Here is a 16,560-nt window from a genome sequence, read left to right on the forward strand (position 1 = left end):
CCTAGGACGAGCGGTAGCGCAGGCCATCCATCAGCAGGTCGAGCAAGCGACCGGCCTGCTCACGGTTGGAGCTCGCTGCGAGCGCAACCCCGCTCAGGCTCATCAGCACGTCCCCGGAGTCGAAGTCCGGCCGGATTTCGCCGGCCGCTGCGGCCGCCTCCAGCAGCGGCTGGATCGCCCCGGTCAGCAGCTCGAAACTGTGCGCGTACGGATCCGCCCCGGAAGCGATCAGCGCCCGCAGCGCATCAGCCATCCCGATCTTGCGGGTCATGAAGTCGACGAAGCGATCCATCCAGGCCCTGGTCGCCTCGACCGGCGTCATCGTGGCAAGCAGCTCCGGCGCGGCCGCGCAGACCGCGCCCAGCTCGCTGCGATACACCGCCTCGACCAGCGCCTCGCGCGTCGGGAAGTGCCGGTAGAGGGTGCCGATGCCGACCCCGGCGTTCTTCGCGATGCCTTCGAGCGTCGCGTCCATGCCGCACTCCGTGAAGGCCTTTCCCGCGGCGTCGAGCAGCAGATCGCGGTTGCGCTGGGCGTCCGCCCGCAGCGGCCGCTCGTTCGTGGCACTCATCCCGATCCCCCCTCTCTCCGCCCCAGAACCTAGCCGAACCGACCGCCACCTTGTGAAGCGGAGGTTCCTCCGGTTAACTGGAGACCTTCCGGAGGGTCCTCCGGTTAAACCATAGCTCAGGACAGGAAGAGTCGGATGAGCAGAATCACCACTCCCTTCACTCGCGAGTCGACCGCCGCGGAGGTCCTCGCCGGCGTCGATCTGACCGGCCGCCGGGCCGTCGTCACTGGTGGCGCGTCCGGCATCGGCGTCGAAACCGCCCGGGCGCTCGCGGCCGCCGGCGCCGAGGTCACGCTGGCCGTCCGCAACCTCGAGGCCGGCGAGAAGGTCGCCGCCGACATCACCACGACGACCGGCAACAAGAGCCTGTACGTCGCTCCGCTGGAGCTGGCCGATCGAGCCTCGGTGCGAGCCTTCGCCACCAACTGGCAAGGCCCGCTGCACATCCTCGTCAACAACGCCGGAGTGATGGCCGAGCCGCTGAACCGTACGCCGGAAGGCTGGGAGCACCAGTTCGCGACCAACCACCTCGGCCACTTCGGACTGGCTGTCGGGCTGCACCCGGCGCTGGCGGCAGCCGGGGACGCCCGGATCGTCTCGGTCAGCTCCTCGGCTCACCAGCGGGCCGGCGTCGACTTCGACGACATCCACTTCGAGCGCCGTCCATACGACCCCTGGGTCGCGTACAGCCAGTCCAAGTCGGCGAACGTGCTCTTCGCGGTCGAGGCAGCCAAGCGCTGGGCACCCGACGGCATCCTCACCAACGCGCTGATGCCGGGTGGAATCCGGTCCGCCCTGCAGCGTCACATCGACGAGGAGGACCCGGCCCTCAAAGCGACCTTCGCCAGCTTCCCGTGGAAATCCACCGAGCAGGGCGCCGCGACCTCGGTACTCCTGGCGGGCTCGCCGTTGATCGACGGAGTCAGCGGCCGGTACTTCGAGGACGTCAACGAAGCCGAGCGGACGGTAGTACCGGGCATGTCCGGGGTAGCCGAGCACGCGCTCGACCCTGCAGCGGCGACCCGGCTCTGGGAACTCTCGCTGGACCTGCTCGCGGAGTAGGCGGGATCGCGAGCTACATCCACGGCAAGGGTCTGAAGGCCGGCATCTATATGGCCGCCGGGCTGGAGCAGGAGGCGTACAACAAGAGCGCGCCGATCGCCGGTACGAGTTGCGTGTTGCCGACCCGGATCACCGCGGGCAGTACAAGGTCTGGAAGAAGGTCATCAACAGCTGGACAGCCTCCGGCGTGCCCGCTCATGGGTCCCGGCTGGTCAAGATCGGCTAAGCGGTATGCGGTCAGGTTCCCGGCTCGGCTACGGTCTTGCGCCTCGGGCCGGTAACCTGACCGACCGTGAGTGACTTGAGCATCCGGACCATCTCCGCCGAGCAGCACGCCGCCTATCTCGCGGCGCGGCCCTCGGCCAGCTTCCTGCAGACCCCGGGCTGGGCGGCGGTGAAGAGCGAGTGGAAGGCCGAGTCACTGGGCTGGTTCGATCCGGCGGCTCCGAACGATCTGCTGGGCGTCGCGCTGGTGCTCTACCGGCAGATGCCGAAGGTCAAGCGCTACCTCGCCTACCTGCCCGAGGGCCCGGTGATCGACTGGGACGCGATCGACCTCGGCCGGTACCTGCGTCCGCTCGCCGCGCACGCGCAGGAGATGGGCGCGTTCGGTGTGCGGATGGGCCCGCCGGTGCCGACCCGGCGCTGGTCGGCCAAGACGATCAAGGACGCGATCGCCGGTGGGCAGCAGCCCAAGCTCGGCGACGTCCGCCCGGACGTGATCGAACCGTCCGGCGCGACCGTGTCCGCCCAGCTCCGCGCGCTGGGCTGGAAGGCCCCGAAGACCGGCGAGGGTTTCGCCGCCGGTCAGCCGCAGTTCGTCTTCCAGGTGCCGCTGGCCGGCAAGACCGAGGAAGACCTGCTGACCGGGATGAACCAGCAGTGGCGACGCAACATCAAGAAGTCGGCCAAGCTCGGCGTCGAGGTGTCGCTGGGCACGATCGAGGACCTGAAGGCCTTCCACGCGCTGTACGTCGAGACGGCCGAGCGGGACCATTTCACCCCGCGGCCGCTGCCGTACTTCGTGAAGATGTACGAGGCGATGTCGACCCAGCCGGCCGACTGCTGTGACTTCCGGCTCTACAACGCCTACCACGAAGGCGATCTGGTCGCTTCGACCATCTGGGTCCGGGTGGGCGGTCACTCCTGGTACTCCTACGGTGCCAGCTCGACCGCGAAGCGGGACGTCCGTGGATCGAACGCGATCCAGTGGCGGATGATGTCGGATGCGCTCGCTGCGGGCGCTTCCGTGTACGACCTACGGGGCATCACCGACACCTTGGACCAGAACGACCCGCACGTCGGGTTGATCCAGTTCAAGGTCGGCACCGGCGGCGAAGCCGTCGAGTACGTCGGTGAGTGGGATCTGCCGTTGAACAAGGCGCTCTACACCGCATTCGACCTCTACATGAGACGGCGATGACAACATGCCCCTGATCCTGCACATCGATTCCGATCGATGGCGCGACCATTTACGTTCCACGTGGAACCCCGACATCGTCCCGGTCGCCAAGGGCAACGGGTACGGCGTCGGCAACACCCGGCTGCTGGCCGAGTCGCGCGCGCTCGGCGCCCGCACGGTCGCGGTCGGGACGTACACCGAGGTCCCGCCGGACTTCAAGGACGACGTCGTGGTGCTCACGCCGTGGCGGCCGTTCCTGGAGATCCCGCAGGGCAAGAACGTCATCCACACGGTCAGCCGGCTGGCCGACCTGGTCTCGATCCCGGCCGGCAGCCGGGTACTGATCGAGGTCCAGACGTCGATGCGGCGGCACGGCATCGGCGCCCGCGAGCTGCGCCACACGATGCTGCTGAACGCGCTGGACCGGATCAAGTTCGAGGGCTGGTCGCTGCACTTCCCGATGGGCGCGGGCGGTACGTCCGCGAACATCAGGGAGGCTCAGGAGCTCAGTCGCGCCGCCCGCGCGGTCCGCAACGGACCGGTCTGGGTGTCGCACGTACCGGCGCAGAAGCTCGCCGACATCGGCGACAACGTGAAGCTCCGGATGGGTACCGGCCTCTGGCTCGGTGACCGCGGTGCTCTGACGGTACGGGCGACCGTGCTCGACGTGCATTCGGTACGCCGCGGCGAACGCGTCGGCTACCGGCAGCGGCGGGTGGCCGGCGACGGACACATCCTGGTCGTCTCGGGTGGTACCGCGCACGGCGTCGGCCTGGAGGCCCCGACCGCGGCGGCGACCGTCCGGCAGCGCGCGATCGCGATGGCCAAGGGCAGCCTGGACGCCGCCGGGATGGCGTTGTCGCCGTTCACGATCGAGGGCAAGCAACGCTGGTTCGCCGAGCCGCCGCACATGCAGGCCAGCATGCTGTTCCTGCCGTCCTCGGTGGCCCCGCCGGCCGTCGGCGACGAGGTCGGCGTCGACGTCCGCTTCACCACCACCGTCTTCGACAAGATCTCGATGGACTGAGCCGGGGCTTGACTTCAGGTGCACCTGAAGTCCGAGCCTTGGCAGTATGGGTGAACACGACTTTCTGGACGGCCTCCGGCTCAGTGCCGGTGACACCTGTGTGGATGTGGGTTGTGGCGACGGGAACGCCGTCGCCGCGCTGACGCGCGCGCACATCAAGGCGATCGGAATCGACCCGGATCCCTCGGTGATCGCGGTCGCGCGTGCGCGGACGCCCGGCGCGGTGTTTCACGTGGCACATTCCGATCACCTGCCGCTCGAGGACGAGTCGGTCGACGGCTACCGCGCCGCCAACCTCTTCCACCTGCTGCCCGATCCGCTGCCGACCTTGACCGAGGCCCGGCGAGTACTACGCGCCGGCGGGCGGATCGCGCTGGTCGGCCAGGACTACGGCTTCCTCCTGCTGGACAGCGACGACCAGGATCTGACCGACGTGATCGGGCTCGGGCTGGAGTCCCGGTCGGTGGCGCCGCGGGCGGCCCGGAGCTACCGCGATCTCCTCCTCGACACCGGCTTCCATGAGGTCGAGGTCGCCGTCCATACCCGGGTGACCACCGACTACCAGAAGCTGGCCGACAACCTTGCGGATGCTGCGTCGGCCGCGGTCGAGAAGGCGCTGATCACCCGGGAGGACGCCGACGGCTGGCTCGCCGAGCAGGCGGACCGGGGCCGGCGCGACCGCTTCCTCGGCATCGCCCCGATCCTCGTCGTCACCGGCACCCGCTGAGCCAGCGCCCGCTAGGCGGCCGTGCGGTCGTCAGCTGACAGGCACCGGCTGGACGGTCGTGGCCGGACGACGCGCGACCAGGACAGCGGCGAGCGCGCCCACGGACAGCACGACGGCGAAGCCGATCATCGTCAGCTTGAGGTCGAAGTGCCGGATGAACAGGCTGAAGGCGATCGACGGCAGGCCCATGCCGAAGTACGAGAGCACGAAGAACGTGGCCAGTACGCCGGCCCGGGACGCGGGTTCGGCGGCGATGGCGGCTTGGGTGACTCCGCCCTTGAAGAGCAGGCCCACACCCGCGCCGGCGAAGGCGGCCGCGAGCAGAGCCAGCCCGAGCGACGCGTGGTACAGCGACACCGCGGTGAGCGCCAGCCCGATCGGGAACAGCACCACACCGATCGTGATCAGCCTGGGCAACGCGACCTTGCCGAGCGCCAACTGACCGACCGCCGAGGCAGCGAACGCGAGGAACGGCACCAGCCCGGCGATGAAGTGGGACGTGATCCCGAGCTCGCCACGGACGATGATCGCGCCCAGCGACGAGAACAGGCCCAGTACGGCGAAGGAGAAGGCGCCGATCACGGCAGCGGCTCCGAAGCCCGCGAGCTGACCCGGCCGGACCGCGAAACGCACCGGCCGATCCTGGTCCGCCAGCTCGGTGTCGACGGTCTCGGGACTGGCCAGCACGAAGCCGAGCAGGATCGTCATCAGCACGGCGAACACGATGTAGACCGTGTGCAGCGGCGCGCCGACCCACTCCGCGAACACCCCGGCCACCAGCGGCCCGAGCGCGAGGCCACCGAGGTTCGCGGCGGTCGCCACCAGGCCGGGGAGGCGGGAGCCGGTACGGTCCGGGCGCGCTTCGGAGTACAGGTCGGTGAGGTAGGCGGTGGCGGTCGAGGCCATCAGGCCGATCGCCACGCCGGTCAGCAGTCGGCCGATGATCAAGCCGGCGAGTGACGGCCAGCCGGCCAGTACGACGGCGGACAGGATCCCGGTCAGCAGCGCGGGCACGATGATGCGGCGACGACCCAGCCGGTCGGACAGGTGGCCGAGCCAGCGGAGGCTGCTCGCCGCGCCGACGACCATCACCGCGAAGGCGATCGTCACGGTGGTCGCGCCGAAGTGGTCGCGCTGCTGGTAGATCGGCCAGAGCGGGGTCGGCGCGGTGCCGAACGCCATCAGGCTCAGAAAGGCGACCGCGACGACCCAGAACCCGCTCAGATGGCGGCTGCTGGTCCTGGCCGGTGTTGCTACTGCGGTGGTCATGAATCCCTCTCGCGAAGACTTCGTTGTGTCTTCAACCAGGGTGACGCGACGAGGACCAGCTTTCCAGAATGCGTTGGAGATGCTTTCCATCTCCACCAGAGATACTGGTGCGATGGAGCTACGGCATCTGAGGCATTTCGTGGCGCTCGCGGAGGAGCGGAGCTTCACCCGCGCCGCCGAGCGGGAGCAGATCGTCCAGTCGGGGCTCTCCACCTCGATCCGGGCCCTCGAGAAGGATGTCGGCGCGCTCCTGTTCGTGCGTGGCACCCGGCCGGTCCGGCTGACGGCCGAGGGGACCGCCCTCATCCCGGCCGCCCGGCACGCGCTCGACGCGGCGGGCGCGGCCCGGCAGGCGGTACAGGATGCCGCCGGCGTACTGTCCGGGACACTTCGCATCGGCACCCTGCAGACGACGGGTCACACCCTGCCGTTCACGGCCTGGGTGGCCGAGTTCGCGCTGGCCCATCCGGGTGTGGACATCTCGGTTCAGCAGTTGCCGGCGATGCAGATGGTCGATCTGGTCGCCGACGGGCGGCTCGACTGCGCGCTGGTCTCGCTCCTCACCGACCGGGTGCCGGGTCTGCAGGTGATCCCGCTGATCGCCGAGCCGATCGGTCTGGTCGTCTCCCCAACCCACCCCCTGGCCGGTGCGGAGTCGGTGACACTGGAGCAGTTGGCCGGGGAGCGCTTCATCGACACCCCGGCGCAGTGGACGATCCGGGCCATCATCGACACCGCCTTCCGGACCGCCCGGATCGAGCGGCGGATCGTCTGCGAGGTCGGCGAGTGGCAGATGCTGCTCGACCTGGTGGCGGCGGGCGTCGGCGTGAGCCTGGCGTCGACCGGATTCGACCTGGCAGCCGGGATGGGCCCGGCGGTCAGGGTCGTCCCGTTGGCCGGGGCCGGCCTGATCCGCCGGGTCGATCTGGTCCTGCCCCAGGGGCACGCCGCGACTCCGGCGGCCCGCCGCTTCGCGCAGTACGCGACCGCCTGGGCGTCGTCACACCCAACGGCCTGAAGCTCAGCCGGCGGTCTTCTTCAGGCCGCCGCGCCATTGCACGGTCGGCAGCAGGGCTTCCAGGTTCACCCGGTCCTTGTGTTCGGCAACGATCGGGAACATCGACTCGATCAGCGTGTCCGACAGCAGGTGCGGCTGCAGGCCGAGGCCGACCAGGCCGGTGTGCTTGACGTTGTAGTAGTGCTCTGGCTGCTCGACCCGCGGGTTCTCCAGGTGGTCGACCTGGACCGGTCCGGGGAAGGTGTCGGCGACCAGCTCGGCGATCTCGCCGACCGAGAAGCTCTCCGTCATCTGGTTGAAGACCCGGAACTCACCGACCTCCGCCGGGTTCTCGACCGCGAGCCGGATGCACTCGATGGTGTCCCGGATGTCCAGCAGGCCACGGGTCTGGCCACCGGTGCCGTAGACGGTCAGCGGCTCGCCGAGCACTGCCTGGATGACGAAGCGGTTCAGTACCGTGCCGAACACGGCGTCGTAGTCGAACCGCGTCGCCAGCCGCGGGTCCAGCATCGTCTGCGGGGTCTGCTGGCCGTAAACCACACCCTGGTTGAGATCGGTGACCCGCAGTCCCCAGACCCGGCAGCCGAACTCCAGGTTGTGCGAGTCGTGCACCTTGCTCAGGTGATAGAACGAGCCCGGTTTCTTCGGGTACAGCATCCGGTCCTTGCGGCCGTTGTGCTCGACCTCGAGCCAGCCCTCCTCGATGTCGATGTTGGGCGTGCCGTACTCACCCATCGTGCCGAGCTTGACCAGGTGGATGTCCGGGTCGATCTCGGCCACCGCGTACATCAGGTTGAGGGTGCCGATCACGTTGTTCTGCTGCGTGTACACGGCGTGCTGCCGATCCATCATCGAGTACGGCGCGGCCCGCTGCTCGGCGAAGTGCACGATCGCCTCGGGCCGGTACTCACGAAGTACTCGGTAGACGAAGTCGGCATCGCACAGATCACCGGAGTACGACTTGATCTGTTGGCCCGACACCTCTTGCCAGGCGGCCACCCGGGTGTCGAGGTCCTCGATCGGGACCAGGCTGTCGACACCGAGTTCGCGGTCGTAACCTCGCCGGGCGAAGTTGTCGAGCACCGCTGTCTGATGTCCGCTGTCGGACAGATGCAGTGCTGTCGGCCACCCCAGGTAACCGTCACCACCCAGGACGAGAACGCGCACGGACCAACCGCCTTCCAGCCGGAAATGTTGCCTTTGTCCTGCCTTGTGTACCCAGCCTGTGCAGGAATCACCTGGCTGAAACCTGGCAATCTGCTGTGAATCGGCTCGCACCGGTGACCGCTGGGGTGAACGATGCAGAATGGGCTGGATGCAAGAACATGCCGGAGCCTTCAGCAACGCCACCGGGCGCGCCCTCGAGCAGGGCGGCGCCGACCAGCCGCGCTATCGCCGCTACCAGAGGGAACTGATCGCCCCGTACTGCGGACGCTCCGTGCTCGAGGTCGGCGCCGGACTCGGCGAGTTCGCCGCGGAGCTGACCGGTCTGGACCGGTTGGTCGTCACCGACGCCGACCCGGGCGCGGTTGCCCTGCTGGACAAGCGTTTCAGCGACCGCCCGGAGGTCGAGGCGAAACAGCTTGCCCTGGGCAACTCACTTGACCTTGCCGAGCCGGTCGAATCCGTGATCGCCATCAACGTGCTCGAGCACATTGAGGACGACGCGGCCGCCTTGGCCGAGCTGGCGAAACTCGTCGTACCGGGCGGGACGATCGTGTTGTGGGTGCCCGGGTACCAGCAGCTGTACGGCGAGTTCGACCGTCGCGTCGGCCACTTCCGCCGCTACACACCTGCCACGGTCAGTGACGCGGTACTGCGAGCAGGGCTGACCGTGGAGGTCGCCAAGCCGGTCAACCTGCTGGGCGGAATCGCCTGGTGGGCAGCGGTCCGCCGTGGCGGGAGTACCGCGCCCAACCCGAAGCTGGTAGCGATCTACGACCGTGTCGTCGTACCGATCACGCGGGCCGTTGAGCGCCGGGTGCGCGTACCTTTCGGCCAAACCGTGCTGTGCGTAGCACGTACTCCCGCAGCCAAGTAGTGGTCATCACGCGCGCGTAGTTGGCGCCGTAGACGAGCCCCGGTCCCTTCTTGCTCGTACCGTCTCCCCTGCGCCGCATGGTCATCGGCAACTCGACCACACGGGCACCGCTGGCCAGTACTCCGAGCAACAGCTCCGACGACTGGTACTGCGGCTCCCGCAGCGTCACCTTGCAGGCAAGGGCTGTCCGCATCGCGCGAAACCCGAACGACGTGTCGGTCAGCCGCCGACGGGTCAGGATCGACGCCAGGGCAGCGAAGACGCGAACCCCGAGCCATCGCAGCCTGCTGTCCGCGTCCTCCTCGCCCAGGCGTCGAGACCCGGTGACGAAGTCCGCCCTACCCTCCAGGATCGGCTGCAGCAACACGTCGAGCTCGTCGTTGTCGTACTGTCCGTCCGCATCCGTAGTGGCGACGTACTCCGCTCCGCCCTGCCCGGCAAGCTGATAGCCGAGCCGGAGTGCAGCGCCCTGCCCACGGTTGCGCGGAGCAACGCAGACGTAAGCATCTTGCGCAACGGCGATCTCGGCCGTGTTGTCCTCCGCCCCGTCGACGACAACCAGCACGTCGACCGGCAGGCCGGCGCAGGTCTTGGGCATGTTCGCCAGCACCGGGCCGATGCCACCCGCTTCGTTGTACGCGGCAATCACCACGACCAGCGGAGCAAAGGCCGGCTCACCATGCCTGGCCCGGAAGTCGTCCAACGCTTCGGAATCGGTCCGGTCTGGATAACTCGCCAGCGGCGGCCGCGCCTGGTCCTTGCCGAGGATCGCCCGTAGGCCCAAGGCTCCTGCAAGCGGGAAGAACACCAGGCCTGGCAGCTGATACCGCCAGGAGAACTCGAAGGCGGCGGACCCCAGCAAGAGGATCACCCCAGCCGCTGCAGGCAGGAGAGCCGCAGTACGGAGCCCTGACTGCCTAGCCCGACTAACCCCGGCCACGGCAGCAAGTGCGATCAGTACTGCGAGTCCGAGCACCAGGCCCGACGTATAGCCGCCGTTGAGCTGGTAGGCGCGCAGTACGGCGGCCGGGCCGTGGTTGACGTGTGGTGCCTGGCCGCCCCAGGTCTCGGCCGCCTCGGCCGTGTGCGGATCCTCGAGGTTCGGGTAGGTCAGCTGGAACTGCCATCGCTCGAGCGGTACATCGTCCGGCGAGGTGGTCTTCGTCGGCGCGAAGCCCTTGAGGAAGTCCTTGGTCGCGGCCCACGCGACGTCGAACGGCTGATGCTTGATCACCAGCGAGCTGAACTCCTTGGCCAGCTCCTGCTTGGTCGTGCCGGGTGGGAGCGGTCCAGGAGGCCAGTTCGGGTCGCCGTAGCGGTTGTGCGCGTACTTATCCACACCCAGCCGCTGGCCGAGCGGCTCTTCCGGGCAGAACAGCTTGGTACCCGCGTCGAGCGGCAGCTTGGCGCAGTCGGCAACCTGGGCGGTCCGGCCGTACAGGATTGTGACGTCGGAGCCTGAGATGGCCCACTTGCCCGTCTCGCTGTGCATGTACCCGACGTAGGTGCCGAAGACGACGGCAAAGCCAGCCAGGGCGGCAGCGGTTCGCAGGAGGAGCCGGCTGCGATGGTGACGCCAGTCGGAGCCGACTACGACGAGGTACAGGACCGCAGCGACGATCAGGGTCAGGCCGATCGTGCGTACTGCGAAGGTGGCGCCCAGGAGGAGGCCTGCGAGCAGTGCCCGCTTCCAGCCGGGCTTGCCCCAGCCCAGCAGGGTCCAGAGGATCGCTACGAGCAGTACGTCGAAGGTGGTCTCGGACATGATGTTCTGCTCGATCTGCACCTGGTAGGCGTCGAGCAGGATCGGTGCGGCGGCCACTGCTGCCAGCCAGCGGTAGACCGTGAGCCGCCGCGCCAGGGCGTAGATAGCGACGCCTATGCCCAGCCCGGCCAGGTGCTGCACGATCACCACGCCGGTGAGGCCGCCGAGGTCGACCAGTGGCTTCAGGACGAAGTCGTAGCCGATCGGGTTGAGCTGGTCGGGACGCAGCTCCTTCATGTTGGTCAGGTACTGCACCGAGTCCGTGTAGATGATCGCCGGTCGATAGGCGATGGTCGCCAGCACCCGCAGCACCAGACCCGCCACCAGGAAGATGGCGAGCAACCAGTGCGTCCGGAGCGCCCTTCTCACTGGGCTTGGAAGTACTGCCAAGCCCGTGCCAAGCCGTCCTGCAGTGACACCGTGGGCCGGTAGCCGAGCGTCTCCGCACTGGCGGACACGTCGACCACCACCGCCGGCATCTCGCCGGCAGGTGCCTCCACATGCTCAGCCGGTACTGCGGCACCCGTCACCGCGCGCACTGTCTCGACCAGGTCGAGCACCGAGACCGAGTTGCCCGAGCCGATGATGGCGCGGCCGTCGAACCGGGTGTCGAGGGCCAGGAGCACGGCGGCGACCACGTCGTCGACGTACACGAGGTCCCTGCGCTGCTTGCCGTCGCCGTAGACCTTCACCCCGGTACCGGCGAGGGCGGCTCGCATCATGCGCGGCACGAAGCTGTCCTTGTGCGACATGCCCGGGCCGTAGACGTTGGTGAAGCGCAGGGCGGCCGTCGCCAGGCCGTAGCTTCCGGAGTATGCCGAGAGCAGCATCTCGGCCGCTGCCTTCGTCGCGCCGTACGGCGTGAGCGGGCGCAGCGGCTGGTCGGCGGTGATCGTCTCGGTGCCGACATCACCGACCACTGCGTTGGTGGAGGCCATCACGAAGCTGTCGACGCCGCTGCCCCGGGACAGTTCGAGCAGCACCTGGGTGATGGTGACGTTCTCGGCGAAGGTACGCATCGGGGCGTCGACGGAGCGCAGTACCGAGGTCAGCGCCGCCAGGTGGACCACAGCCCGCGGCCGCGTCTCGAAGGCCGCGATGCAGACCTCCTGCTCGGCCAGATCACCAGTGATCGCAGTGACGCCCTCATCGGAGGCCCAGGACGCGTCCGGCGGCTCCCGGTCGACCGCGGTCACCGGCAGGTCCCGCTCCCGCAGGGCAGCCACTACAGCCCGCCCGATGAAGCCCGAGGCACCCGTCACGAGCACCCTGTCGTCGAATCCGTCCATACCAGCAACCTACCGGTGGTGGTCCAACTCGCCGTACGCCGGAAGCGGTCAGCGATGAACTCTTGACCCGGGGTGACGATGATGGGGAAGATCACCCCGGACGCGGGCTGACAACCTTGTCATCGGGGCCGCGTAAATCTCCGGCACACGGCGACCGCCGTACGCCGGACTTGTCGTGCAAGGAGCGTCGATGGATCTCCGCCGTCCCCTGGGACTCGTCACGGCTCTCGGACTTGTTGTGACAATGTCTGCCATGTCCTCCACGTCAGCGAGTGCCGGCTCTACCGAGAATTCGGCCGCCGAAGCACAGCCGGTCGTCTCCGGTTCCAGCTTCTTCACCTCCTTCGAGCCGGGCCAGCCGCAGCCCGGGTACACCGACGCGGTCGAGACCGGCCCCGACGGGCAGCCACGGACCGGCGGGGTCGAAGGCCCGACGCCGACCGGGATCGGCGGCAGCGAGATGGACAAGGTCACCAAGGTGACGGCGAACGGCGAGAACACCGGTGGCGGTGAGATCGCGACCAACGCCGCCGACGGTGACAAGTTCACCAAGTGGCTGGTCTTCGAGCCGACCGGCTGGCTGACCTACGAGACGTCCGCCCCGGTCGTGATCCGCAAGTACGCGCTCACCTCGGCCAACGACGCCGACGGCCGCGACCCGCAGAACTGGACCGTCTCCGGCTCGAACGACGGTACGAGCTGGACCACCTTGGACACCCGGACCGGCGAGAGCTTCGCCAACCGGTTCCAGACCAAGGAGTACAGCTTCAGCAACGAGACGGCGTACAAGTTCTTCAAGCTCGACATCACGCTGAATCACGGCGAGAACATCGTCCAGCTCGCCGACTGGTACCTGTCCAACGGCGCCCCGCTGCCGCCTCCTGGTGAGACGGCCGAGTCGCGCCTGGACTCCGGCCCGACCAGCGCGTACAACGCCCGCGCCCGGACCGGCTTCACCGGCGTCAAGTCCTTCCGGTACGCCGGTCACCAGACCGCCGAGGGCCGGGGCTACACCTGGAACAAGATCGCCGATGTCGACCTGACCGTCGGCCCGGACACCCAGCTCGGGTACAAGATCTTCCCCGAGCACGTCGAGGGTGATCTGAGCTACCCGAGCACCTTCGCCGCCGTGGATCTGGCGTTCTCCGACGGCACCTACCTGAGCGACCTGAAGGCCAAGGACCACCACGGCTTCGAGCTCAGCCCGCGCGGCCAGGGCGACGCCAAGGGCCTGTCCACGAACCAGTGGAACAACATCGAGGCCGACCTGGGCAAGGTCGCGGCCGGCAAGACGGTGACCCGGATCCTGGTCGGCTACGACAAGCCGTCCGGCCCGGCCGACTTCCGCGGCTGGATCGACGACATCCGGATCAGCAAGGCGACCACCTCGGACGCCGCCTCCCAGCTGACCGCCCGGCACCACCCGTCGGACCTCGCGATCACCACCCGCGGCACCAACTCGACCGGCGGCTTCTCCCGGGGCAACAACTTCCCCGCGACCGCCGTCCCGCACGGCTTCAACTTCTGGACACCGGTCACCAACGCCGGCTCGATCTCCTGGCTGTACGACTACGCCAAGGGCAACAACGACCAGAACAAGCCGGAGATCCAGGCGTTCTCGATCAGCCACGAGCCGAGCCCGTGGATGGGTGACCGGCAGACCTTCCAGGTGATGCCGTCCACCGCCGACACACCGACCGCGAACCGGGACGCCCGGGCCTGGTCGTTCAGCCACGACAACGAGATCGCCCGGCCGTACTACTACGGCGTCACCTTCGACAACGGCAACGCGGCCGAGCTGACCCCGACCGACCACGCCGCGATGATGCGGTTCTCGTTCCCGGCCGGCAAGGCGTCGCTGGTGTTCGACAACACCAGCAACCTGGGCGGCCTGACACTGGATGCCGCGACCGGCGTGGTCACTGGCTACAGCGACGTGAAGAGCGGACTGTCCACCGGCGCCGGCCGGCTGTTCGTGTACGGCGTCGTCGACCAGAAGGTCGTTGCCAGCGGCAAGCTCTCCAACGGCGGCGGCGCGAACGTCGGCGGCTACTTCTCCTTCGCCCCTTCGGTGAAGCAGGTCCAGCTCCGGATCGCGACCTCGCTGATCGGCACCGCGCAGGCGAAGAAGAACCTTGAGCTGGAGCTGGCCGAGGGCAGCCGGTTCGAGAAGGTCCGCAACGCGGCCCAGAACGCCTGGGACGCCAAGCTGTCCACGATCGAGGTCGACGGTGCGACCACCGACCAACTGCACACGATGTACTCCAACCTGTACCGGCTGTTCCTCTACCCGAACAACGGCTCGGAGAACACCGGTACCGCGTCGGAGCCGGTGATCAAGTACGCGTCGCCGACCTCGCCGAAAGTCGGGGCGGACACACCGACCACGACCGGCTCGAAGATCGTCACCGGCCAGACCTACGTCAACAACGGGTTCTGGGACACGTACCGGACGGTCTGGCCGGCGTACAGCCTGTTCTCGCAGGACGACGCGGCCGATCTGGTCAACGGGTTCGTCCAGCAGTACAAGGACGGCGGCTGGATCTCGCGCTGGTCCTCGCCGGGGTACGCCAACCTGATGGTCGGTACCAGCTCGGACGTGGCCTTCGCCGACGCCTACCTCAAGGGGATCAAGGGCATCGACGTACAGGCTGCCTATGACGCGGCGCTGAAGAACGCGGCGGCCCGGCCGCCGACAGACAACGTCGGCCGCAAGGGCCTCGACCACTCGGTGTTCAACGGCTACACGGCCAACACCACCGGTGAGGGCTTCAGCTGGTCGATGGACGGCTACATCAACGACTTCGGCATCGCGAACATGTCGAAGGCGCTGTACGACGCGGCCAAGAGCAACGACCCGCGCAAGCAGGAGTACAAGGACAACTACGACTACTACCTGAACCGCGCGCGCAACTACGTCACGCTGTTCGACCCGGCGCTGAACTTCTTCCAGGGCCGCAACGGCGACGGTACCTGGGGCAACTCGCCGTCCACCTTCGACCCGATGGACTGGGGTCACGACTACACCGAGACGAACGCCTGGAACATGGCCTTCTCGACTCCGCAGGACGGCGCTGGCCTGGCCGCCGTGTACGGCGGTCGCGACGGTCTGGCCAAGAAGCTCGACGAGTTCTGGAGCACGCCGGAGGACGCGCTGCACACCGGCGGCTACGGCGGCACGATCCACGAGATGCTCGAGGCGCGGGACGTCCGGATGGGCCAGTACGGGCATTCGAACCAGCCGTCGCACCACATCGCCTACATGTACGACTTCGTCGGGCAGCCGTCGAAGACGCAGGAGAAGGTGCGCGAGGTGCTCGACCGGCTCTACCTCGGGTCGGAGATCGGCCAGGGCTACCCGGGCGACGAGGACAACGGCGAGATGTCGTCCTGGTACCTGTTCAGCATGCTCGGCTTCTACCCGCTGCAGGTCGGTTCGCCGAACTACGCGATCGGGGCGCCGCTGTTCACCAAGGCGACGGTCCGGCTGTCCGGTGGCAAGAAGCTGACCATCAGCGCGCCGAACAACAGTGCGACGAACAAGTACGTGAAGGGCGTCAAGGTCAACGGCAAGACGTGGACCTCGACCAACCTGCCGCACGACCTGATCGCGAGCGGCGGCAAGATCGAGTTCGACATGACGGATCAGCCGTCGACCTGGGGCTCCGGCCGCAACGACGCCCCGCCGTCGATCACGACTCCGGGCGAGGACCCGAAGACGTGGCGCGACTCGACCGAGGACGCCGGCGCGGTCGTCTCTGCCGGTGGGGTGGACGTGTCGGCGCTGACCGACAACGACTCGAAGAAGCAGGTCACGCTGACCGGCGCGACGCCGACCGTCTCGGTTCAGCTGCAGCAGGGCCGGCCGGTCACGATGTACACGCTGACCAGCGGCAACACCGGGGTCGCGCCGTCGGCCTGGACGCTGGAAGGGTCGAACGACGGGACCACGTGGACCGAGGTGGACAAGCGGGCTGGTGAGTCGTGGGCCTTCCCGGCGTACACCCGGTCGTTCAGCGTGGCCGCGCCGAAGGCCTACACGCAGTACCGGCTGGTGATGACTCCAGCGGCCGGGGCCACCGGCGTGACGCTGTCCGAACTGGAACTGCTCGGCACCCTGAAGGGCATCGAGGCAGGCACCCACCCGAGCGACAAGCGGGTCGCCCAGAGCAAGCCGAGCGTCACCCCGTCCCAACCGATCGACCGCAACTTCGGCTGACAGGAGACAGAAAAAATCCGGCGGAACCTGCCCCTGAGAGGTTCCGCCGGGAAATTATGGAGGGGTGGCGACCCCGCCCGGCCTGCCACCCCAACACTCTTACTGACGAGCAGACCTCCGCTGAGGTTGCCTTGACCCGAATCTGTCCACATCCTGGACAGATTCGGGCG

General features: G+C 68.0%; 12 protein-coding genes. 7 read left to right on the forward strand and 5 right to left on the reverse strand.

Going from position 1 to position 16,560, the window contains the following annotated elements; translation table 11 throughout:
• Position 1 precedes the first annotated feature (1 nt).
• Positions 2–571: a TetR/AcrR family transcriptional regulator gene (locus tag ACIA12_RS20270; RefSeq protein ID WP_396368561.1), complete on the reverse strand. Its 570-nt coding sequence runs from the start codon at positions 569–571 to the stop codon at positions 2–4.
• A 135-nt stretch (positions 572–706) separates the two neighbouring features.
• On the opposite strand from ACIA12_RS20270, the gene ACIA12_RS20275 reads away from it, so the two are divergent.
• The 4 genes from ACIA12_RS20275 (at position 707) to ACIA12_RS20290 (ending at position 4,789) form a co-directional block, all read left to right on the forward strand.
• Complete coding sequence (locus tag ACIA12_RS20275; protein WP_396368562.1) at positions 707–1,633, forward strand: SDR family NAD(P)-dependent oxidoreductase; 927 nt, start codon at positions 707–709, stop codon at positions 1,631–1,633.
• Between the two features lie 292 nt (positions 1,634–1,925).
• On the forward strand, positions 1,926–3,056 hold the full coding sequence (locus ACIA12_RS20280) for a lipid II:glycine glycyltransferase FemX (protein ID WP_396368563.1): 1,131 nt from the start codon (positions 1,926–1,928) through the stop codon (positions 3,054–3,056).
• Between the two features lie 4 nt (positions 3,057–3,060).
• Entirely contained in the window at positions 3,061–4,062 is a 1,002-nt protein-coding gene (locus tag ACIA12_RS20285) for an alanine racemase (RefSeq protein WP_396368564.1), read from the forward strand.
• A 46-nt stretch (positions 4,063–4,108) separates the two neighbouring features.
• Positions 4,109–4,789, forward strand: a complete 681-nt coding sequence (locus tag ACIA12_RS20290) for a methyltransferase domain-containing protein (RefSeq protein ID WP_396368565.1) — start codon at positions 4,109–4,111, stop codon at positions 4,787–4,789.
• Between the two features lie 30 nt (positions 4,790–4,819).
• Here ACIA12_RS20290 and ACIA12_RS20295 read toward each other — a convergent pair whose 3' ends face one another.
• The gene (locus ACIA12_RS20295) at positions 4,820–6,058 is read right to left on the reverse strand and encodes an MFS transporter (protein ID WP_396368566.1); all 1,239 of its coding nucleotides are present in this window, start codon (positions 6,056–6,058) and stop codon (positions 4,820–4,822) included.
• A 112-nt stretch (positions 6,059–6,170) separates the two neighbouring features.
• Here ACIA12_RS20295 and ACIA12_RS20300 point away from each other — a divergent pair, with 112 nt between their 5' ends.
• The gene (locus ACIA12_RS20300) at positions 6,171–7,076 is read left to right on the forward strand and encodes a LysR family transcriptional regulator (protein WP_396368567.1); all 906 of its coding nucleotides are present in this window, start codon (positions 6,171–6,173) and stop codon (positions 7,074–7,076) included.
• A gap of 3 nt (positions 7,077–7,079) precedes the next feature.
• Here ACIA12_RS20300 and ACIA12_RS20305 read toward each other — a convergent pair whose 3' ends face one another.
• Positions 7,080–8,243: an NAD-dependent epimerase/dehydratase family protein gene (locus ACIA12_RS20305; protein ID WP_396368568.1), complete on the reverse strand. Its 1,164-nt coding sequence runs from the start codon at positions 8,241–8,243 to the stop codon at positions 7,080–7,082.
• Positions 8,244–8,391: 148 nt separating this feature from the next.
• On the opposite strand from ACIA12_RS20305, the gene ACIA12_RS20310 reads away from it, so the two are divergent.
• Entirely contained in the window at positions 8,392–9,117 is a 726-nt protein-coding gene (locus tag ACIA12_RS20310) for a class I SAM-dependent methyltransferase (RefSeq protein WP_396368569.1), read from the forward strand.
• Here ACIA12_RS20310 and ACIA12_RS20315 read toward each other — a convergent pair.
• Together ACIA12_RS20315 and ACIA12_RS20320 are read right to left on the reverse strand one after the other, a co-directional pair.
• On the reverse strand, positions 9,035–11,251 hold the full coding sequence (locus ACIA12_RS20315; RefSeq protein WP_396368570.1) for a glycosyltransferase family 2 protein: 2,217 nt from the start codon (positions 11,249–11,251) through the stop codon (positions 9,035–9,037). The two genes, ACIA12_RS20310 and ACIA12_RS20315, sit on opposite strands and share 83 nt — an antisense overlap.
• Positions 11,248–12,171, reverse strand: coding sequence for an NAD-dependent epimerase/dehydratase family protein (locus tag ACIA12_RS20320; protein WP_396368571.1), 924 nt, complete (start codon positions 12,169–12,171; stop codon positions 11,248–11,250). The genes ACIA12_RS20315 and ACIA12_RS20320 overlap by 4 nt, the downstream gene beginning before the upstream one ends.
• Before the next feature lie 253 nt (positions 12,172–12,424).
• On the opposite strand from ACIA12_RS20320, the gene ACIA12_RS20325 reads away from it, so the two are divergent.
• Positions 12,425–16,390 carry a GH92 family glycosyl hydrolase gene (locus tag ACIA12_RS20325; protein ID WP_396368572.1) on the forward strand — a complete coding sequence of 1,322 codons (3,966 nt, stop codon included), beginning with the start codon at positions 12,425–12,427 and terminating at the stop codon, positions 16,388–16,390.
• The last annotated feature ends 170 nt before the right edge of the window (positions 16,391–16,560 follow it).

The sequence above is a fragment of the Kribbella sp. NPDC051620 genome, assembly GCF_044453825.1.
GTDB lineage: Bacteria > Actinomycetota > Actinomycetes > Propionibacteriales > Kribbellaceae > Kribbella.